The following is a 17,665-nucleotide window of genomic DNA, read 5'->3' as shown; positions in this document are numbered from 1 at the left end:
CTGTACGGATGGCGAGGAGATATTTAGGGGTAATGATGCGGAGTGTCGGCCTTTTATGGGGTGACAATCGGAGGGGAAGGGATATAAGAAAGAAAAAAGGGCGTGAGACACGTCCTTTCGGGAGAGGGGTTATTCGCTCCAGCTGACCCAGCCCAGCATCCAAGTAAGGAGAATCAGACCACCAAATACAATACGGTAGTAGGCAAAAGGCACATAGTTTTTACTGGAGACAAATTTCAGCAAAGCTTTTACTGCCAATAAACCGGCGATAAATGCTGCGATAAAGCCGATGGCAATTTGTCCGACATCTTGCAAGGTAAAGAGTTTGTAATTTTTTAAGATGTCGTAACCTGTTGCCGCAATCATCATTGGTACAGCAAGGAAAAATGAAAATTCGGTAGCCGTTTTACGTTCCAGTCCCCACAACATACCTCCCATAATCGTACTGCCTGAACGTGATGTACCAGGGATAAGGGCGCAAATTTGGGCGCATCCTACAACAAATGCGTCGATTGGGCGCATATCATCTACATGATTGACTTTAGGTTTGGCTGTTGCTTGGCGTTTTTCAACCCATAAAATGAAGAAGCCACCCAGTACCAGCATGGTAGCAACGGTAATTGGGTTGAAAAGGTGTAGTTTGATTTGTTTACTGAACAAGAGGCCCACAACCGCAGCTGGTATGAAGGCAATAAATAAATTCAGTACAAAGCGATTGGCTGTTCGTTCTTTACCCAGTCCTTTTATGATATGGGTAAATCGTTGGCGGTATTCAAATACGACGGCTAATACTGCACCGAGTTGGATAGCAATTTCAAATACTTTTCCGTTGCTTTGAAAGTTCATTAAGTCACCGAATACAATCAAGTGACCGGTACTGGAAATAGGGAGAAACTCGGTTAAACCTTCGATAATACCGAGAATAAGTGCTTTAAATAAAATCAGAATGTCCATAAGTTTTCAGACGGCCTTGAGGCCGTCTTTCTTTTGTTGAATAGTTAAATTGGTTTTGAGGATTGTTCGCGGCGGACTTTGACGATGAGCTCGTCTATGGTTTTCATACCGGCTTTCCAGTCGGTACCGTTGAAATTGACTTTGTATTTACCACCGACGATGACAGTTGGTGTGTTTTCAATTCGATAAGTTTCCGTTAATTGCTGCATTTTTGCAGCAGCCGACGCAGCAGCAGGACTATTGTAGGCTTGAAGCAGTTTTTTACTGTCAAAACCGGTCTGTTTACCCACCCATGAGAGGAATACATTGGTATCGGCCAGGTTGATTTTTTGTTCGTAAACTGCTTTGAAGATGACTGGATTGGCTTGATATTTCAAACCTGAAAGATTGACGGCTGCGGCTACTTTGGCCAAACCCAACATTTCAGGCATCCAAACGACGTGCTCTGTCCGTAAGGAAACATCTTTAGCAAAGGTTTTGCTGTGTTGCAACAAAACAGGATCGAGATGGTAACAATGGACGCAGAAGTAGCCGAAAAACTCAAGCACTTCAATTTTTCCGGTTTGTTGCTGCGGAATAGGGTGACTGAGGACAGTATAGTCTACGCCTTCGGTAGCAGCTTGCGCACTCAGACTGAGTAGGCTCAGGCTAAGTGCGGCAATGGTTTGTTTTATACGCTGCTTCATCAGTGATTCCATTATTTGGTAGAACGAATCAAGCTGTTGATATTATGGCCTTGCAGGTTTTTTTGCAGTTTTACAGCAGCTTCTTGCGGCATGGTGTTACTTTGAACTCGGTAAATGGTTTTATCGCCGTTTTGCGATTCAACCACTTTGGAAGACACACCTAAAATAGCCAGTTTTGCACGTTGTGAGTCTGCGCTGGAGCGGTCTGCATATGAACCAAGTTGCAGGAAGGCTTTTTTACCGCTGTTAGCAGCTGTTTCGGCTTTTTCTGTTGACTGTTTACTTACAGAGTTGCTGCTTTCTTTTGTTGCAGAGGTATTTGCAGCTTTACGTGCTTTTTCGATGCTGCCGCTATTGAGGATTTGTTCAGGTGTCGGCTTGTTTTGCTTTTTGGCTTCAGCCGCTTTTTTTTCGGCCAGTTTGCGCTCGGCACGCTCTTTTTGTTTGGCAGTCAGCTGGTCGGCTGCTTTTTTGTCTTTAGCAGCTTTATCGGCAGTTTCTTTTTCCGCTTTGGCTTTTTCTGCACGTTTTTTCTCTAACTCGGTTTTTTTCTCGGCCAGTTTTTTCTTAGCAGCTTCTTTTTCTGCTTCAGCTTTTGCCACTTTTTCTTTGGCTTCGCGTTCAGCTTTATCGGCAGCAGTTTTGTCTGCTCTTTCTTTGGCTTCACGTTCGGCTTGTTCGGCAGCGGCTTTTTCAGCTTTTTCTTTAGATTCGCGTTCGGCTTTATCAGCAGCGACTTTCTCTGCTTTTTCTTTAGCTTCGCGTTCTGCTTGTTCGGCTTTTTCTTGAGCTTCTTTTTCCGCTTGAGCTTTTTCTTCAGCTTCTTTGGCAGCTTTTTCAGCCTCTTCTTTAGCTTTTGCTTCTTTTTCTGCTTTGGCTTTTTCTTCATCTGCTTGGGTAGATGAAGTGTCGGTAGCTGGGCGTTTCTCTGCTTTGTCCTGAGGTTTCAGGATTTCAGGTTCTTCGCTTTGTTTAGGCTGAGTCAGCTCTTTGAAAACGTTTTGGTTGCCTTGGTTCAAGAAGAACAAAATACCGGCAATAATACCTGTTGCCAGTATTAGGCCGAAAAAGAAACCGGACAAGCCTTTACCATATTGTGTAGATTTTTTCATGACTTACCTTGTAATAATGTGTTCAGACGGCCTGAAGTGAGACTGTCTGAGTTTGGATTCGATATTTTATCAATAACCGTTATAGACGGCAAAATCCTGATGCTTTGTTTACTCTAGTTTTACTTAAACATAAAGATTCAGGCCGTCTGACAAGTTAAAGGGCGCGACGGAAGCCGATGGCTTTCATCACATGGGTTTTGCTGACTTCTTCGTCGCCTGCCAAATCGGCCAGCGTACGGGCGACGCGCATGATACGGTGGAAACTTCGGGCGGAAAGGGACAGTTTTTCGAGCATGGTTCCCAAGGCTTCTTGCGCTTCTTTTTGGATGCGGGCTTTGCCATCGAGCTCGCCGACACTCAGTTCTGCATTGACTTTGCCTTGTCGGTTGTATTGGATTTTGCGTGCGGCGGTAACTCGTTCCAATACGGTGGCACTGGATTCGCCTGCTTCTTGTTGCATCAATTCGGCAGCGGAAAGGCTGGGTACTTCGATGGTTAAATCAATACGGTCGAGCAATGGCCCTGAAATTTTGTTGCGGTAGCGGGCAACACTTTCAGGCGTACAGCGGCAAGGTTTGGACGGATGGCCAAGATAGCCGCAAGGGCAGGGATTCATGGCGGCGACAAGTTGGAACTTGGCCGGATAAACTGCTTGGCGTGCGGCGCGGGAAATATGGATTTCGCCATTTTCCAAAGGTTCGCGCAATACTTCTAATACTTTACGGTCAAACTCGGGCAATTCGTCTAAAAACAACACTCCGTGGTGTGCCAATGAAATTTCGCCCGGACGTGGGTCTGAACCGCCACCTACCATGGCAGCCGAGCTGGCGCTGTGATGAGGGCTACGGAAAGGACGGTTGCTGTCAAGTTGCTGTTGATGGTTGGGCAGGAGCGAACGCAATGCCCATACTTCGACCAATTCGTCTTCAGTCAAAGGCGGAAGGATACCGGGCAAACGTTGCGAAAGCATCGATTTGCCCGTACCCGGAGGGCCCATCATCAACAAGCTGTGTCCGCCTGCCGCTGCGATTTCCAAGGCAAGGCGGGCGGTATGCTGGCCTTTAACATCGGCTAAATCAGGAATTTTACTTTGTTCAGACGGCCTTTGCGTCAGCTTGCATTCGGTTTGTATCAACGGTTCGATGCCGTTTAAATGCGCGGCCACTTCGCCCAAAGAACGCGCGCCATAAACCGCGATACCGCGCATAACGGCAGCCTGTTCGGCATTTTCTTGCGGCAAGACGAATGAGCGGCCGGCCTGCATTCCCTGCCATGCCATGGCCAGTGCGCCGCGTACGGGACGCAGCAGGCCGGACAGTGCCAATTCTCCGGCAAATTCATATTGGGCGAGCTTTTCAGGGTTGATTTGTCCCGATGCGGCAAGAATGCCCAAGGCAATCGGCAAATCGAAACGGCCGGATTCTTTTGGGAGGTCGGCCGGTGCGAGGTTGACGGTAATTTTCTTGGCAGGAAAGTCGAAGCCGCTTTGGATGATGGCGGCACGCACACGGTCGCGGCTTTCTTTGACTTCAGTATCAGGCAAACCGACGATATTGAAATGTGGCAAGCCGTTGGCAAGGTGGGCTTCCACTTCGACCAACGGCGCATTCATGCCGCTTAAGGCGCGGCTGTAAACCAAAGCAAGCGACATGTTTCAGACGGCCTTATTCGGCAGCTTCGGTTTGTTGTTTGATTTCTGCAACAGCTTCTTCCGCAGCGGTTTCGGCCGCTTTCAAAGCCGCTTCTTCAGGCTCTTGAGCGGCTTCGAGTTTGGCCAAACGGGCTTCCAATTCGGCCAGTTTGGTACGGGTTTTAATCAAAACCTGTTGTTGGATGTCGAATTCTTCGCGGGTCACCAAATCCATGCGGTTGAACGCGCTGCCGAGCATGGCTTTAACGTTTTTTTCCATGTCTTTGGCAGGGCTGTTGGCGATGGTTTCGCTGATTTTGGAGCTGACTTCTTCAAAAAGTTGTTTGCCGAACATAATCCGTATCCTTTATTCAGAATGTATATAGAAATTCAAGTGGCTATTGTATAAGGAAAAAGGCCGTCTGAAAACGTTTTGCTTTTCAGACGGCCTCAAATGCGGAAGTTTACACGCCTGCGGCTGCTTTTAATGCGGCTGCTTTGTCGGTGCGCTCCCAAGTAAATTCAGGCTCTTCGCGGCCGAAGTGGCCGTAGGCGGCGGATTTTCCGTAAATCGGGCGCAGCAGGTCGAGCATTTGGACGATGCCTTTTGGACGCAGGTCGAAATGTTCGCGAACCAGGGCGATCAGTTTTTCTTCGCTGATTTTGCCGGTGCCGAAAGTATCGATGGAAATCGAAGTCGGTTCGGCAACGCCGATGGCGTAGGAAACTTGGATTTGGCATTGGGTTGCCAAACCGGCGGCTACGATGTTTTTCGCAACATAGCGGCAGGCGTAAGCGGCGGAACGGTCCACTTTGGACGGGTCTTTGCCGGAGAATGCGCCGCCGCCGTGCGGAGCTGCGCCGCCGTAGGTATCAACGATGATTTTACGGCCGGTCAAACCGCAGTCGCCTTGCGGGCCGCCGATAACGAAGCGGCCGGTCGGGTTGATCAGGTATTTGGTTTCGTCGGTCAGCAGTTCAGACGGTAGAACCGGTTTGATGATGTGTTCGATCACGGCGTTTTTCAGCTCTTCGTAACCGATAGACGGATCGTGCTGGGTAGACAGGACGACGGTGTCGATGCGTTTTACTTTGCCGGTTTTGCTGTCGTAAACCACGGTCAGTTGGGCTTTGGCATCAGGGCGCAGCCAAGGCAGGCGGCCGTCTTTGCGCAATTCGCTTTGGCGTTGCATCAGGCGGTGGCTGTAATAGATGGCAAATGGCATTAGGGTAGGGGTTTCGTCGCAGGCATAGCCGAACATTAAACCTTGGTCGCCCGCGCCTTGGTTCAGGTCGATGCCTTCGCCTTCGTTCACGCCTTGAGCGATGTCGGGGGATTGTTGGTCGTAGTACACGCCGACTGCGCAGCCGTTGGCGTCAAAGCCCAGCTCGGAGGAGTTGTAGCCGATGCGTTTGATGGTCTCGCGTGCGACTTTGATGTAGTCCACTTGGGCAGTAGTAGTAATTTCGCCTGCCAATACGCACAAGCCTGTATTGACCAAGGTTTCTGCGGCGACACGCGCTTTTGGGTCTTGCGTCAAGATGGCATCCAAAATCGCATCGGATACTTGGTCGGCAACTTTATCCGGATGGCCTTCGGATACCGATTCGGAAGTAAACAGATATTCGCTCATTGCTATTCTTTCATTAAAAACAGGCTGCTGTGTTTTCAGGCGGCCTTTTATTTCGGACAGCGGAAATCATAACAAAAACTCCGCTTTTTCTCTATACAAGTGAGAAACATTCGCACTTGTCTGCTGTTTCGGAATCCTGTTGCGCGTTTCTTACAGGCAAAAAAATTCCCGCATTAAGCGGGTTTGGATTGCTCTGGCGAGCCACATCGGTTTTTCAACCGTCCACCTTACCTTTCCGTTTGAAAAGCAGGTTGGCATGGAATTCCCAACTCTTAATGCAGCGCGGATAGTAGCAGAAAAGCAGGTGTGCCGCAATATATTTGCCCGAAGTCTGTTTTGTTCAGACGGCCTGTTTCGTTTACAATCTGTCCACTTCATTTTGGTAAAACCTTATGCAAACGCTTGTTACCTTTGTTTTTAAATTTTTGGCCGCGCTGCCTTTGGCTTGGTTGCACAAATTAGGCAACCTGCTGGGCGGTTTGGGTTTCCGCTTGCTGTCGAAAGATCGCCGGCGTGTTTTTGAAAACATGAAACTTGCCGGATTGAACCCGACGGACGAGGCGGTGAAAAAAGTTTTCCGTGAAACGGCAAAAGGCGGCTTGGAATTGCCGGTGGCGTTTTTCAGACGGCCTGAGGAAATTGAAAACCTGTTTGTCAGCGTCAACGGTTGGGAACATGTTCAGACGGCCTTGAGCGCGGGCGAGGGTTTGCTGTTTATCACGCCGCACATCGGCAGCTATGATTTGGCGGGCCGCTACATCAGCCAGCAACTGCCGTTTCCGCTGACGGCGATGTACAAGCCGCCGAAAATCAAGGCTTTTGATGCGGTAATGCAGGCAGGGCGAGTGCGCGGCAAAGGCAAGACTGCACCGACCAGTATTCAGGGCGTCAAACAAATCATCAAAGCGCTGCGCGGCGGCGAAGCAACCATTGTGTTGCCGGACCATGTACCGTCTCCCGAAGAAGGCGGTGACGGCGTGTGGGTGGACTTTTTCGGAAAACCTGCCTACACCATGACGTTGGCGGGTAAGCTGGCGCAAGTCAAAGGCGTGAAGGCTTTGTTTTTCTGCGGCGAGCGTTTGCCCGACGGTAAAGGCTTTGTCTTGCATATAGAGCCTTTGCGCGGCGAGTTGAACGGCGATAAGGAGAACGACGCGCGCGTGATCAATGAAAATACCGAATATTGGATACGTCGTTTTCCGGAACAATATTTGTTTATGTACAACCGCTACAAACATCCCGAAGGTGCGCCTTTCCCTCCACCGGAAGTATAGGCTTGCCGAATGTAAAAAACCTGCTTGGACTCAAGCAGGTTTTTTATTTGGTCGGAATGAGAGGATTTGAACCTCCGACCCCTTCGTCCCGAACGAAGTGCGCTACCGGGCTGCGCTACATTCCGAATGTGGGAAATTATAGGATAGGAGAAGCCGGTTTGTACAGGGGTCGATAAATAATTAATAATTGGCTGCCGATGGGTTTGTTTTAGGCCGTCTGAAGCGATGTGTTTCAGACGGCCTGTGTTTTTGTTTGCCGCTTCTGCTGAAGCATTTGTCCTAATGGCATTATAATGTGGGCAATTGTTTTTTAGATTGTCTGCTATGTTTTATCTTTATCAGTCCGACCGTTTGGAAGCGCTTGCCGAAATGTGCGCGCATATTCATCAGGCCTTGCCTTTGGATTCTGTATTGGCGCAGGAAGAAGTGGTGGTGCAGAGCCAGGGGATGCGGCGGTATCTGAATGTGTTTTTTGCGCGCAAACTCGGCGTGGCGGCGAATTTGAAGTTCAGCCTGCCTGCCGGTTTGGCGTGGCAGCTGATGCGCAAATTGGTTCCCGATGTGCCGCCGCTCAGTCCGTTTTCGCCTGAAGTCATGCGCTGGCGTTTGCTGGATTTGTTCCGCAGCGAAGTGTTTCAGACGGCCCCGGAATACGAAAACGTACGCCTGAAGCTGGAAAGTTATTTGCACAGCTCGGCATCGGCAGATTATCAGCTTGCTGGACAAATGGCCGATATTTTCGACCAATATTTGGTGTACCGCCCGGATTGGATTGATGCGTGGCAGGCTGGTAAGCTGCTGGGTTTGGGCGATGATGAGGATTGGCAGGCGCGGCTGTGGCGTTATTTGGACGATGGCAGCCAATCTGCGCCGCACCGCGTGGCCTTGTGGGAAAAGCTGTTGGCACAGTTGGATAAATCGGTTTTGCCGCAAAGGTTGTTTGTATTCGGCATTTCGACAATGGCACCGATGTATCTGCAACTGCTGCACCAAATTTCCAAGCATTGCGATGTGTTTGTGTTTGCGCTCAATCCGAGTAGCCAATATTGGGGCGAGGTCATCGACGAGGCGCAGATTTTGAAAAGGGGCGATGAGGCGGATTTGTCGCAGGCAGGGCATCCGCTGTTGGCTTCTTTGGGCAAGCAGGGGCGCGATTTCTTTGATTTTCTGTTGGAAGTGGAAACTGAGCAGGATATTCAGGTTTATGAAGAGGGAAAAGACGATACCTTGTTGCATTGCCTGCAAAACGATATTCAAAACTTAATCATGCCGTCTGAACGCTTGTATCAACAGGAAGAAGGCGAAGCAGGCGCGCAGCCGACTTTGTTTCAGGTTCACGATGCGGACGGCAATCCAGTGTGTGTCGAGCCGGACAAGCTGCTGAACGACGGCTCGGTCAAAATCGTTGCGGCACACAGCCCTTTGCGCGAATTGCAGATTTTGAAAGAAGAGCTGTCGCTGGTGCTGCAAAAAAATCCCGACTGGCAGCCGCACGATATTGCCGTGTTGACGCCGAACATTGAGCCGTACAGTCCGTTTATCGAAGCTGTTTTCGGACAGGAGCAGGCAGGCAGCCAGGCTTTGCCGTATTCGATTTCGGATGTGAAACTCAGCCGCCGTCAGCCGTTGCTGTATGCTTTGGCGCAAACTTTGGACTTGCTGGAGAGCCGGTTTGAAGTAGACAAGGTTTTGCCTTTGCTGGAAAGCCGGTTGGTGCTGCAACGCTTCGGTTTGAGCGAGGAAGATGTGCCACTGCTGCATGAGACTGTTGCCGGATTAAATGTGCATTGGGGTTTGGACCAAACCATGCGCGAGGGCAAAGACAACCTCTTTACTTGGCAACAGGCGGTAGAGCGTTTGGCCTTGGGCTGGATGCTGCCCGAAGGCGGCAACGGCATGTGGCAGGGCGTGAGCGCGTGGCATAGCAACGTCAACCAGTTGGACGTGTTCAGCGGTTTTGCCGAATTTGTCCGTACTTTGGCCGATATGGCGGCGCAATGGCAAGAGCCTGCCAATGTGGAAAGCTGGGTGCAGCGTTGTCGCGATTTGTTGGAGAAACTGTTTGCTCCGGATACGGACGACCAATACGCCAAGCAACAGTTTGAGCAATCTTTGGCGAAATGGCAGGAAGAGGCGCAGTTGGCCGAATTTGACGGATTGTTGCCGTGTAAAACCATTATCCGCCATATCCGCCGCTTTTTGGACAGCGAAAGCCAAGCCGGATTTTTGAGCGGTGGCATCACTTTTTGCAGTATGGTGCCGATGCGCAGCCTGCCGTTTAAAATGGTTTGCCTGTTGGGTTTGAATGACGGCGATTTTCCGCGCAATACCAAAGCGGCAGTGTTCGACCTGATTGCCAAGCATCCGAAAAAAGGCGACCGCGCCCGCCGCGACGACGACCGTTATCTTTTCCTTGAAGCCTTAATCAGCGCACGTGAAATGCTGTATTTGTCTTATATCGGCCGCGATATACGCAATGATGCCGAGTTTGCGTCGTCTTCGTTAATCAGCGAACTACTGGATACCATTGCCGCCATGACAGGGAAAAGCGGGCGCGAGTTGTCGGAGAAATGGGTGAAACATCATCCGTTGCAGGCGTTTTCACGCCGTTATTTCCAAAAGGACGCGCTTTCAGAGGGCCTCTTCAGTACGCGCCAAGATTACGCCGATGCGTTGAACCAACCGCAAGCGGAAGCGCAGCCGTTTTTCCTTGAGGCTTTAAGTCAGGAAGAGCCAGACAAGACCATTCATCAAGGCGAGCTCATCAGTTTTTGGCGTAATCCTGTCAAAGTTTGGCTGAAGAAAAATTTAAGCTGGGATCAGCCGTATCTGGACGGCGCATGGGAATCTGCCGAACCGTTTGAGCCGCAACATGAAGGTCGGATTGCCGATGCCTATTTGGATGCGCGGCGCAAAGGGGAAGACTTTGAAGATACGGCCATTCGGCTGAATGCAGAAAGCCTGATGCCGGTAGGCGAGTTGGGTGGCTTGTGGCAGAAGCAGTATCAAATATCTGCGAAAAACGTGGATGCCGAGCTGATACGCAGTAACAAAAGGCCGTCTGAACCTTATGAAGAACACTTTGACGATTTGGTTTTACAAGGCACCATCGGCAATCTTTATGAGTGCGGCCGCATTGTGTTCCTAAATCAAAAAGACAATGCACCCAACCGCATTGCCCGTTTATTGGAGCATTTGATTTTTTGCGCCATCGCCCCTAAATCCGTTGAAAGCCGACAAACCTATATTGTCAGCCTGGGACAGACCGAAACCTATGCCGCCATCGGGCAAGAGGTGGCGAGGGCACTTTTGAAAGAATGGTTGGTATATTTCCGAATCGGACAAAATACCCCCTTGCCGTTTTTTGCCAAAACCAGCCTTGCCGCTGCGGAGGAGTACAACAAGAAAGAGGATTGGGATGCTGCCTTGAGAAAAGCCCATGAGGTTTTTAACGGCAACAAAATGAGCAAAGGGCAGAAAGAATATACCGAAGTGAAGCTGGTGTTTGGCCATTCGGACGAATCGCCTCTTGATGAGCCGCTATTTGAAAACCTCGTCGTCAATCTGCTTGTTCCGCTTTTGACCGGTGTGGCAGGGAAAACCGATACAACAGAACAGGAGTAAAGCATGGCCAATTATGCAGAATATTTGGATTTTGATACTGAAGAAGACAAATTGAAACAGCAGCAACTCTATCAGGCAACCGAGCTGTCGGCGCAAACGGTAGCGGCGGTCAAAAAGATCAGCCGTCTGCAAAACTGGCTGCTTGCCGCTGCGCCATATTGCCCTGATTGCCGCGTGTTTGTGCCGTTTATTCAAAAAATGACGGAGTTGAATCCCAATATCCGCGTCAACTATATTGCCCGAAACGATTTTGGCGACAGCAGCCGTTTTGAGAATCCGCGCCAACAGGAAATCGTCCGCGCCAATCAAAAAATTCCTGCGCTGTTTTTGATGGGTCATGAAGAGGAAGGGCCTGTGTTTAACGAGTTTCCGCAAGTGGTGTTAAACCAAATTGCGGCAGATGAAACCCGTCGCACAGAATTGCGCGATGCGTACCGTGCAGGCGAGTTTAATGCCGATATTGAGGCTCAGATTGTAGCGGCGTTGGCATGGGCAGGGCAGCGTTGTTGACAGATATTGCTGGTGTGTACAGCCATGTTTTGAACCGCTTTGATATTTTGTTTCGTAATAAAAAGGCCGTCTGAAAAGATTTCAGACGGCCTTTTTTTAATGCTTAACGCTTGATCAAATCTCGATTTTATTCGGCGTAAAGGTTTGCCATTTATTGCAGGCAGGGCAGTGCCAGAAGAAGACTTGGGATTTGAAGTGGCAGTTGCGGCAGCGGTACATGACGCTTTTTTGCAGCTGGCGGCCGATAATCGAACGAATCATATCGGCATCGGCTTTCCACTCCGGATTCATATTGCTGAGTTTCAAACCAAGCAGGCGGTACACGCCGTTGAGGTCGGGTTTTTGGCGGACGAGTTCGACAGCGATTTGCGCCGCTTCGGTTTCGCCTTTGAGCAGCAGGGCCTTCTCGTAGATGACGTTGATTAGGTCAAGATCGGGGAAGGTTTGCATATAGCCGATCAGGCGGTTGAGGCCTTCTTCCTGCTTGCCTTGCGCGGCATAGGCTTCATAGAGTTTCTCGCCAACCATGCTCAAATAGGCGTGGTTTTGCTGCTCGATGGCGGAATACGCTTCCACTGCGGCAGGGAAATTGCCCTGACGGTATTCGATGTCGCCGAGGATGATGTTGGCGCGTGTACATTTTTTGTTGGCTTCGAGTGCTTTGCCGATGTTGTAGCGGGCGGCATCGAAGTTGGATTTGAACAGCGCGGCTTGGGCAATTTCGCAATAGAACTGGGCAATTTCAAACTGGTAGGTTTGTTCGTCATGGCTCAAGAGCTGTGCCATCTCGATGGCTTTTTCCCAATCACGATCCTGTTGGTAAATGCTCAAAAGGTGTTGGCGGGCTTCGCGTGCCATATCGCCTTCCTGCAAACCGAGGAAGATTTGTTCGGCACGGTCCACCAAGCCTGCGCTTTGGTAGTTTTGCGCCAATTCAAAAAGCACGCGCGCGCGTTTTTCGTTGACGGTGTCGGGCGAATCGAGCAGGGCGCGGTGCATATTGATGGCTTTGTCGTTTTCGCCGCGTTGGCGGTAGAGCTTGCCCAAAGTCAGGTTTAAGTCGTATGACTGCGGCTGTTGATCGATCACTTCCGCCAATTCGCGCGCGGCGCGGCCGCTGTTGTGGTCAACGAGGGCGTCAAGGCTTTTGTAAAACCCTGCCGGTATGCTTTTGGCCTGTTTCAGGACGGTCTTCATATCGACGCGCGCGGCAAACCAGCCCATAGCGAAGAAAACGGGGAGGAGGACGATGGGCAGTAAGATAACCCACAATTCGTTGTCCATGGTATTCCTTTATTGATTGGTGGCGTTACGCTTTGGGAGTGGCTTCGGAAGTCGCTGCCGGTGTTTCAGTTTTGACCGGAGTCAGGTCTTTTTCGGAAAGGTGGGCATGTTTTTTCACTTCGGCGCGCAGGCGGTTGTTTTCGCTGCGCAGGGACAGCAGACGGCCGAAGAGGGCAAACATACCGAACACGATGCCGATAATAAATGCACCGAAAAGCACGACAATCAGCGGCAGATTGATGTTTTGGCCAGGCAGGTAGAAGAAGGATACGGTGTGGGTATTGGTGATGGCCAGCAGGAGGAAAACAAGAAGAATCAGGATTTTGATGATGGTAGAGATGAGTTTCATGGGTTACTCCGGATTGGCTGCGGTTGGGGCAGGCCGTCTGAAAAATGGTATCAGTTTAAACGATTTGCCGGATTTCGGATAGGACGGCATGTTTCAGACGGCAGGGTGACGGTGTCTTTATGCTGACGGGTACTTGTCAAACCTATATTGAAAGGCGTATTGTTCAGTCTTTAATTAATTAATTTATTTTGCACATCAGAATAAGAAAGGCAATCATCATGAGCAGACCAGTTCCAGCCGTATTCGGCAGCGTTTTTCACGCTGAAATGCCCGTTATCGCTTATCGTGAAGGTAAATGGCAACCGGTAGAATGGCAATCTTCCAAAGACCTGACACTCGCCCCCGGCGCACATGCTTTGCATTACGGCAGCGAATGTTTTGAAGGTTTGAAGGCATTCCGTCAGGCAAACGGCAAAATCGTGATGTTCCGCCCGACCGCTAACATCGCGCGTATGCAGCAAAGCGCAGATATTCTGCACCTGCCGCGTCCTGAGACAGAGGCTTATTTGAATGCTTTGATCGAATTGGTCAAACGTTCCGCCGAGGAAATCCCTGATGCGCCTGCCGCTTTGTACCTGCGTCCGACTTTGATCGGTACCGACCCTGTGATCGGTAAAGCCGGTTCTCCTTCCGAAACTGCTTTGCTGTACATTCTGGCTTCTCCTGTCGGCGACTATTTCAAAGCCGGTTCGCCCGTTAAAATCTTGGTGGAAACCGAACACATCCGTTGCGCCCCACATATGGGTCGTGTGAAATGCGGCGGCAACTACGCTTCCGCCATGCCTTGGGTATTGAAAGCCAAAGCCGAATATGGTGCAAACCAAGTGTTGTTCTGTCCGAATGGCGACGTTCAGGAAACCGGCGCGTCTAACTTTATCCTGATTAACGGTGATGAAATCATTACCAAACCGTTGACAGACGAATTCCTGCACGGCGTTACCCGTGATTCCGTACTGACAGTTGCCAAAGATTTGGGCTACACCGTTACCGAGCGCAACTTTACTGTCGATGAGCTGAAAGCAGCTGTGGAAAATGGCGCAGAGGCGATTCTGACCGGTACGGCTGCGGTTATTTCTCCGGTAACTTCTTTCGTGATTGATGGCGAAGAAATCGAAGTGAAGAGCCAAGAGCGCGGTTATGCAATCCGTAAGGCGATTACCGACATCCAATACGGTTTGGCAGAAGACAAACATGGCTGGTTGGTCGAAGTTTGTTAAATAGAACGCATTCAATAAAAAAGGCCGTCTGAAATATTTTTTCAGACGGCCTTTTTTATTGGATTTTAGAGAGGGAAGACAAATAATAAAATGCTAAATTTTACAAACAAACGGTAGCATTTTAAGATAATCGGTATATAATGCGCAATTATGTTGTAAAAATACACATTGAAAATATCGAATTTTATTGATTTTTCGATTAAGTTAAAAACATTTATAGATATTTATTTTGTATATTTTGTAAATTTAGTTAAATGGGAAATGCTAAAAACATATTGTGTTAGAATTCCCCTCCTTTTTGGCTTCGCGGTATTAACTCTGTCACGCCAAAAAGAAAAACAATGCAAGATAAAACCATTTTTATTTTGCTATAAAAATCAAAAATAACTTAACTTTGGATGAACTAATTAATTAAAAAGGGACTCTGATACATTTTCCGTCAAAAATAACCGGACACATGGTACGCGGACAGATTGCCTATAAAAGCCATCCAAGGGTTCTGTCCAAACACCATTACCGTTTTCAATCAGAAAATCGGCAGAAGGGGAAACGCTGCCGAGTTTCTCAAAGTGGCTAGCTTTATACAGGCAATTGCTGTTACGACAGAATCCGTCTTACCTCTTTATTCATCGAACTTTTTTGTTGCACGCTTGTGCGGTGGAAAAGGACGATATTTGATACAAGGAAATACGCTGATTATGTCACATAAACTTGCCCCTCTTGGCCGTACCCATATCCGTCAAGGCTCCTCAACTCCTGAAACCACTTCCGAATCATCTTCTCCTCTAAAAGAATGGATACACACCCAAAATTTTGGGGGAAGTCCGTCTGTTTTTCCTGAACCCAAGCAATTAAGCGGTAAAAATACTGTAACGAGAGATGCGGTTCATGTGGCTGAGGCGGCAAGATTGAACAGTACCTCATCATCTTCAGACGGCGTTGTAACAAAAATGCGTGTCGTACGGGCCAGTGTTGCTTCTGCAAGTAGCGTTTCTGGTAAAAATACCATTGCGTCTAAAGTAACGGACAAACAGGTTGTTTCAAAAGAGCCGGTAAACAAACCGGTTAATCAATCGATGGAAAAAATTTTGGCTGAAAAGCAAAAAAAATACGAAGAGGCTAAAGAAAAAAAAAAGCCGAAGCCGCCACAGCCAAAGCAAACGCCGTCGAGCATGCAAAAGAAGCGCATAAAGCAGCAGTCGAAAAAGCGATTGCAGAGCGTAAAGCCAAACAAGACGCTGCCCGCAAAGAAAAAGAGGCAGAAGACAGAATTGCCGAAGGAAAAAAAACAGTCGAAATTGTGCATAAAAAGATTTTGAACGATTCAGACGGCCATAACAAAGTCGTGAGCGTTTCTTCCGGCAAAAAAACAGCCATGAGTCACGATAGCCACCTCAGTTCAGTCAAAGAAAACAAAATTGACGATCATACCGAAAACAGGGCAGGTGTCTCTGGAAAATACCGCGTGTATCAATCTAAAGAGTATGGTAATTATGTTCGTGTGAATGATTTTGGTGCCGATGCGCAGGGTAAAAAAGACAGCCTTCAGGCATTTAAAGCGGCTTTAGAAGCTGCTCATAAAGAAAAAGCCATGGTCTTCTTGGATGGTACCTACTATATTTCTAACCAGATTGTGATGGATAAAACCGTTTCCGGCGCACGCGGTTTGTTTGGTTCGGGGATGGGTAAAACCAAAGTAACGTTTGATAAGGCGCAGACAGGCGTGTTCAATCCGAACACCAACCATGATGACATTCGCCAATTTGCCGGTATCTTGATCGATGGACAAAACAATAAAACCATTGCCAACTTGTCGGTTCAATATACCAACCCTGATTTTTACCGCAAAGGCTTAAGCTATTTTGGCAAGGTAAACGGCATTTTGGTGAACGATGCGGACAATACTTTAATCAGTAAAGTAGAGGTTTCCGGTGCCAATCGTGCTGGTGTGATGTTCACGTCGACCGCTTCTTTGGAAAAGGAAAAAGGTCAAAAGCTGACCTTTAAAGAGCGCGTACAAAGCGGCGAAATTGATGAAAAATATGAAGCGCTGCCTTTGGGTGAAAACAACCGTATTGTTGATTCGTATCTGCACCACAACCGCGTTGCCGGTGCGCTGATCGGTTTCCAACAAAACTTTATCGGCGAGGGCAACCGTTTGGATTGGAACGGCCACGAAGCGGACGGCGGTACCGGCTACGGTATGGCTGTGGTTGCGGGCAGCTACAATTACGGTGTCACATACCGTAAAAACACGACCAACCACAACTACCGCAAAGGCTTGGATGTGCATGATGGTACAGGCATTGTCATTGAAGACAATGTGTTAACAGGTGACCGGCTGTATGGTATTGCTGCTTACAACCGCCAGTTTTCTATGGATAAAGTCAAAATTACCGGCAATACCATTATCCAAGACCCGAGCTTCCGTTTGAATGTTGATGATGACTTGGGCAAGTACTATCACATGTATTCAGGTATCCAGGTGCAAACCAATACCCAATACAAAGATTTGCACTCGGCTAACAAAGGCTATTTCGATATCAGCAATAATGTCATTAAAAATCTGACGGTTTATCAAAACAATATTCAGACTTACGCGATTGAGTTCCGTAACCATGAAAGCAAAATGGATTACACGCTCAATATGGCAAATAACAAGATAAGCGGCGAATCCACCAAATATCTGATTGCCGTCATCAACGATACCTACGACCGCGTTTTATCTAAAAACGGCATTGGCAGCGGTACTATTACCATTAGCGGCAATGATGCCGATATCGGCAAGATTATGAAAGGCGCAGTACCGGTTTATGTGGAAGAACACCATGGTAATGTCGCTATGCATGGTGCGGTGACAATTCACAACAACAAAATTTCCGTGCGTGAAAAATCTGACGGCTATGTCGAATTTGCTTATTTGAAAAGCAATGCCAAAGAGTACAACATCACTAATAACACATTGAAACTTGGTGGTGCCCTGGATGATGTTTTGGTAGACGTATACAGTACCAACCCTAAGGGCAAGGCATCTTTAAATGTAGCCAACAATAAAATCATGACGGACATCAAAGACGAACTGTATGATTCATGGCTGCGCTTTGAAAATAACATCAAAACGTATTCAGAAGGCAATAGCCATAATGGTGCAGCACTGACAAAGGTGAATACGACCGGCAGTAAAGTTGCCTTGAGCGATATCTTGTCAGAAGCCAACTATATTGTCGCAACAACTAAAGATGCTGTGTATCACCATACTAAGAATGTGTATACATCAGGAGTGGAAGAGCATCATACAACGACAGGGATTTTGTAAGCTGTTGAAGCTGTAATCTTTATGGTCTAAATATCGATAAATAAAAAAAGGCCGTCTGAAAATTTTCAGACGGCC

Annotated in this window: 14 protein-coding genes, 1 tRNA gene and 1 riboswitch; of the genes, 6 read left to right on the top strand and 9 right to left on the bottom strand. The window is 48.4% G+C overall.

The annotated features are described in order from the left end of the window. Window positions 1-129: 129 nt before the first annotated feature. The 6 genes from HMPREF3047_RS08785 to metK form a co-directional block, all read right to left on the bottom strand. Window positions 130-954 (bottom strand): undecaprenyl-diphosphate phosphatase, encoded by an 825-nt coding sequence (locus HMPREF3047_RS08785; protein ID WP_070713410.1) that lies wholly within the window; start codon window positions 952-954, stop codon window positions 130-132. Window positions 955-998: 44 nt separating this feature from the next. Further along, on the bottom strand, window positions 999-1,640 hold the full coding sequence (locus HMPREF3047_RS08780; protein ID WP_070713445.1) for a thiol:disulfide interchange protein DsbA/DsbL: 642 nt from the start codon (window positions 1,638-1,640) through the stop codon (window positions 999-1,001). 11 nt (window positions 1,641-1,651) lie between these two features. Continuing rightward, complete coding sequence (locus HMPREF3047_RS08775) at window positions 1,652-2,752, bottom strand: SPOR domain-containing protein (RefSeq protein WP_070713407.1); 1,101 nt, start codon at window positions 2,750-2,752, stop codon at window positions 1,652-1,654. A gap of 154 nt (window positions 2,753-2,906) precedes the next feature. Continuing rightward, a complete protein-coding gene (locus HMPREF3047_RS08770; RefSeq protein WP_070713402.1) occupies window positions 2,907-4,403 on the bottom strand; it encodes a YifB family Mg chelatase-like AAA ATPase in 1,497 nt (498 codons plus the stop codon). Window positions 4,404-4,416: 13 nt separating this feature from the next. Then, window positions 4,417-4,737 carry an accessory factor UbiK family protein gene (locus tag HMPREF3047_RS08765; RefSeq protein WP_049328707.1) on the bottom strand — a complete coding sequence of 107 codons (321 nt, stop codon included), beginning with the start codon at window positions 4,735-4,737 and terminating at the stop codon, window positions 4,417-4,419. 109 nt (window positions 4,738-4,846) lie between these two features. Then, a complete protein-coding gene (metK, locus tag HMPREF3047_RS08760) occupies window positions 4,847-6,016 on the bottom strand; it encodes a methionine adenosyltransferase (RefSeq protein ID WP_070713398.1) in 1,170 nt (389 codons plus the stop codon). Window positions 6,017-6,189: 173 nt separating this feature from the next. Next, window positions 6,190-6,300, bottom strand: a riboswitch (SAM-I-IV-variant riboswitch). A gap of 108 nt (window positions 6,301-6,408) precedes the next feature. Here metK and HMPREF3047_RS08755 point away from each other — a divergent pair. After that, window positions 6,409-7,290, top strand: a complete 882-nt coding sequence (locus HMPREF3047_RS08755; protein WP_070713395.1) for a lysophospholipid acyltransferase family protein — start codon at window positions 6,409-6,411, stop codon at window positions 7,288-7,290. A 48-nt stretch (window positions 7,291-7,338) separates the two neighbouring features. Here the strand turns inward: HMPREF3047_RS08755 and HMPREF3047_RS08750 are convergent. Then, window positions 7,339-7,415: transfer RNA gene (locus HMPREF3047_RS08750), tRNA-Pro, on the bottom strand. Window positions 7,416-7,614: 199 nt separating this feature from the next. Here HMPREF3047_RS08750 and recC point away from each other — a divergent pair. Then, the gene (gene recC / locus HMPREF3047_RS08745) at window positions 7,615-10,914 is read left to right on the top strand and encodes an exodeoxyribonuclease V subunit gamma (protein WP_070645419.1); all 3,300 of its coding nucleotides are present in this window, start codon (window positions 7,615-7,617) and stop codon (window positions 10,912-10,914) included. Between the two features lie 3 nt (window positions 10,915-10,917). Then, entirely contained in the window at window positions 10,918-11,424 is a 507-nt protein-coding gene (locus HMPREF3047_RS08740; protein WP_070645421.1) for a thioredoxin family protein, read from the top strand. A 114-nt stretch (window positions 11,425-11,538) separates the two neighbouring features. Here HMPREF3047_RS08740 and lapB read toward each other — a convergent pair whose 3' ends face one another. After that, window positions 11,539-12,708 (bottom strand): lipopolysaccharide assembly protein LapB, encoded by a 1,170-nt coding sequence (gene lapB, locus HMPREF3047_RS08735; protein WP_070645423.1) that lies wholly within the window; start codon window positions 12,706-12,708, stop codon window positions 11,539-11,541. 25 nt (window positions 12,709-12,733) lie between these two features. Further along, window positions 12,734-13,057, bottom strand: a complete 324-nt coding sequence (locus HMPREF3047_RS08730; protein WP_070713393.1) for a LapA family protein — start codon at window positions 13,055-13,057, stop codon at window positions 12,734-12,736. Between the two features lie 218 nt (window positions 13,058-13,275). Here HMPREF3047_RS08730 and ilvE point away from each other — a divergent pair, with 218 nt between their 5' ends. From ilvE to HMPREF3047_RS08715, 3 genes are all read left to right on the top strand, one after another. Then, the gene (gene ilvE, locus HMPREF3047_RS08725) at window positions 13,276-14,274 is read left to right on the top strand and encodes a branched-chain-amino-acid transaminase (protein WP_070645425.1); all 999 of its coding nucleotides are present in this window, start codon (window positions 13,276-13,278) and stop codon (window positions 14,272-14,274) included. Window positions 14,275-14,747: 473 nt separating this feature from the next. Next, the gene (locus HMPREF3047_RS11610; RefSeq protein WP_141756567.1) at window positions 14,748-15,593 is read left to right on the top strand and encodes a hypothetical protein; all 846 of its coding nucleotides are present in this window, start codon (window positions 14,748-14,750) and stop codon (window positions 15,591-15,593) included. Further along, window positions 15,575-17,590: a right-handed parallel beta-helix repeat-containing protein gene (locus HMPREF3047_RS08715; RefSeq protein ID WP_283127044.1), complete on the top strand. Its 2,016-nt coding sequence runs from the start codon at window positions 15,575-15,577 to the stop codon at window positions 17,588-17,590. Before HMPREF3047_RS11610 ends, HMPREF3047_RS08715 begins: the two co-directional genes overlap by 19 nt. The last annotated feature ends 75 nt before the right edge of the window (window positions 17,591-17,665 follow it).

It is taken from the genome of Neisseria sp. HMSC075C10, assembly GCF_001815615.1.
In the GTDB taxonomy this organism is placed as follows: domain Bacteria; phylum Pseudomonadota; class Gammaproteobacteria; order Burkholderiales; family Neisseriaceae; genus Neisseria; species Neisseria subflava_A.
The sequence above is the reverse complement of the archived record's forward strand: the minus strand, read 5'-3'. Positions and strand labels throughout refer to the sequence as shown.

What these genes read in the sequence shown, in the direction of transcription:
- HMPREF3047_RS08740 (WP_070645421.1), top strand. Translation starts at nt 10,918, where the DNA reads ATGGCCAATTATGCAGAATATTTGGATTTTGATACTGAAGAAGACAAA.
- HMPREF3047_RS08755 (WP_070713395.1), top strand. Translation starts at nt 6,409, where the DNA reads ATGCAAACGCTTGTTACCTTTGTTTTTAAATTTTTGGCCGCGCTGCCT.
- lapB (WP_070645423.1), bottom strand. Translation starts at nt 12,708, where the DNA reads ATGGACAACGAATTGTGGGTTATCTTACTGCCCATCGTCCTCCTCCCC.
- HMPREF3047_RS08730 (WP_070713393.1), bottom strand. Translation starts at nt 13,057, where the DNA reads ATGAAACTCATCTCTACCATCATCAAAATCCTGATTCTTCTTGTTTTC.
- recC (WP_070645419.1), top strand. Translation starts at nt 7,615, where the DNA reads ATGTTTTATCTTTATCAGTCCGACCGTTTGGAAGCGCTTGCCGAAATG.
- ilvE (WP_070645425.1), top strand. Translation starts at nt 13,276, where the DNA reads ATGAGCAGACCAGTTCCAGCCGTATTCGGCAGCGTTTTTCACGCTGAA.
- HMPREF3047_RS08775 (WP_070713407.1), bottom strand. Translation starts at nt 2,752, where the DNA reads ATGAAAAAATCTACACAATATGGTAAAGGCTTGTCCGGTTTCTTTTTC.
- HMPREF3047_RS08785 (WP_070713410.1), bottom strand. Translation starts at nt 954, where the DNA reads ATGGACATTCTGATTTTATTTAAAGCACTTATTCTCGGTATTATCGAA.
- HMPREF3047_RS08780 (WP_070713445.1), bottom strand. Translation starts at nt 1,640, where the DNA reads ATGAAGCAGCGTATAAAACAAACCATTGCCGCACTTAGCCTGAGCCTA.
- HMPREF3047_RS08770 (WP_070713402.1), bottom strand. Translation starts at nt 4,403, where the DNA reads ATGTCGCTTGCTTTGGTTTACAGCCGCGCCTTAAGCGGCATGAATGCG.
- HMPREF3047_RS08765 (WP_049328707.1), bottom strand. Translation starts at nt 4,737, where the DNA reads ATGTTCGGCAAACAACTTTTTGAAGAAGTCAGCTCCAAAATCAGCGAA.
- metK (WP_070713398.1), bottom strand. Translation starts at nt 6,016, where the DNA reads ATGAGCGAATATCTGTTTACTTCCGAATCGGTATCCGAAGGCCATCCG.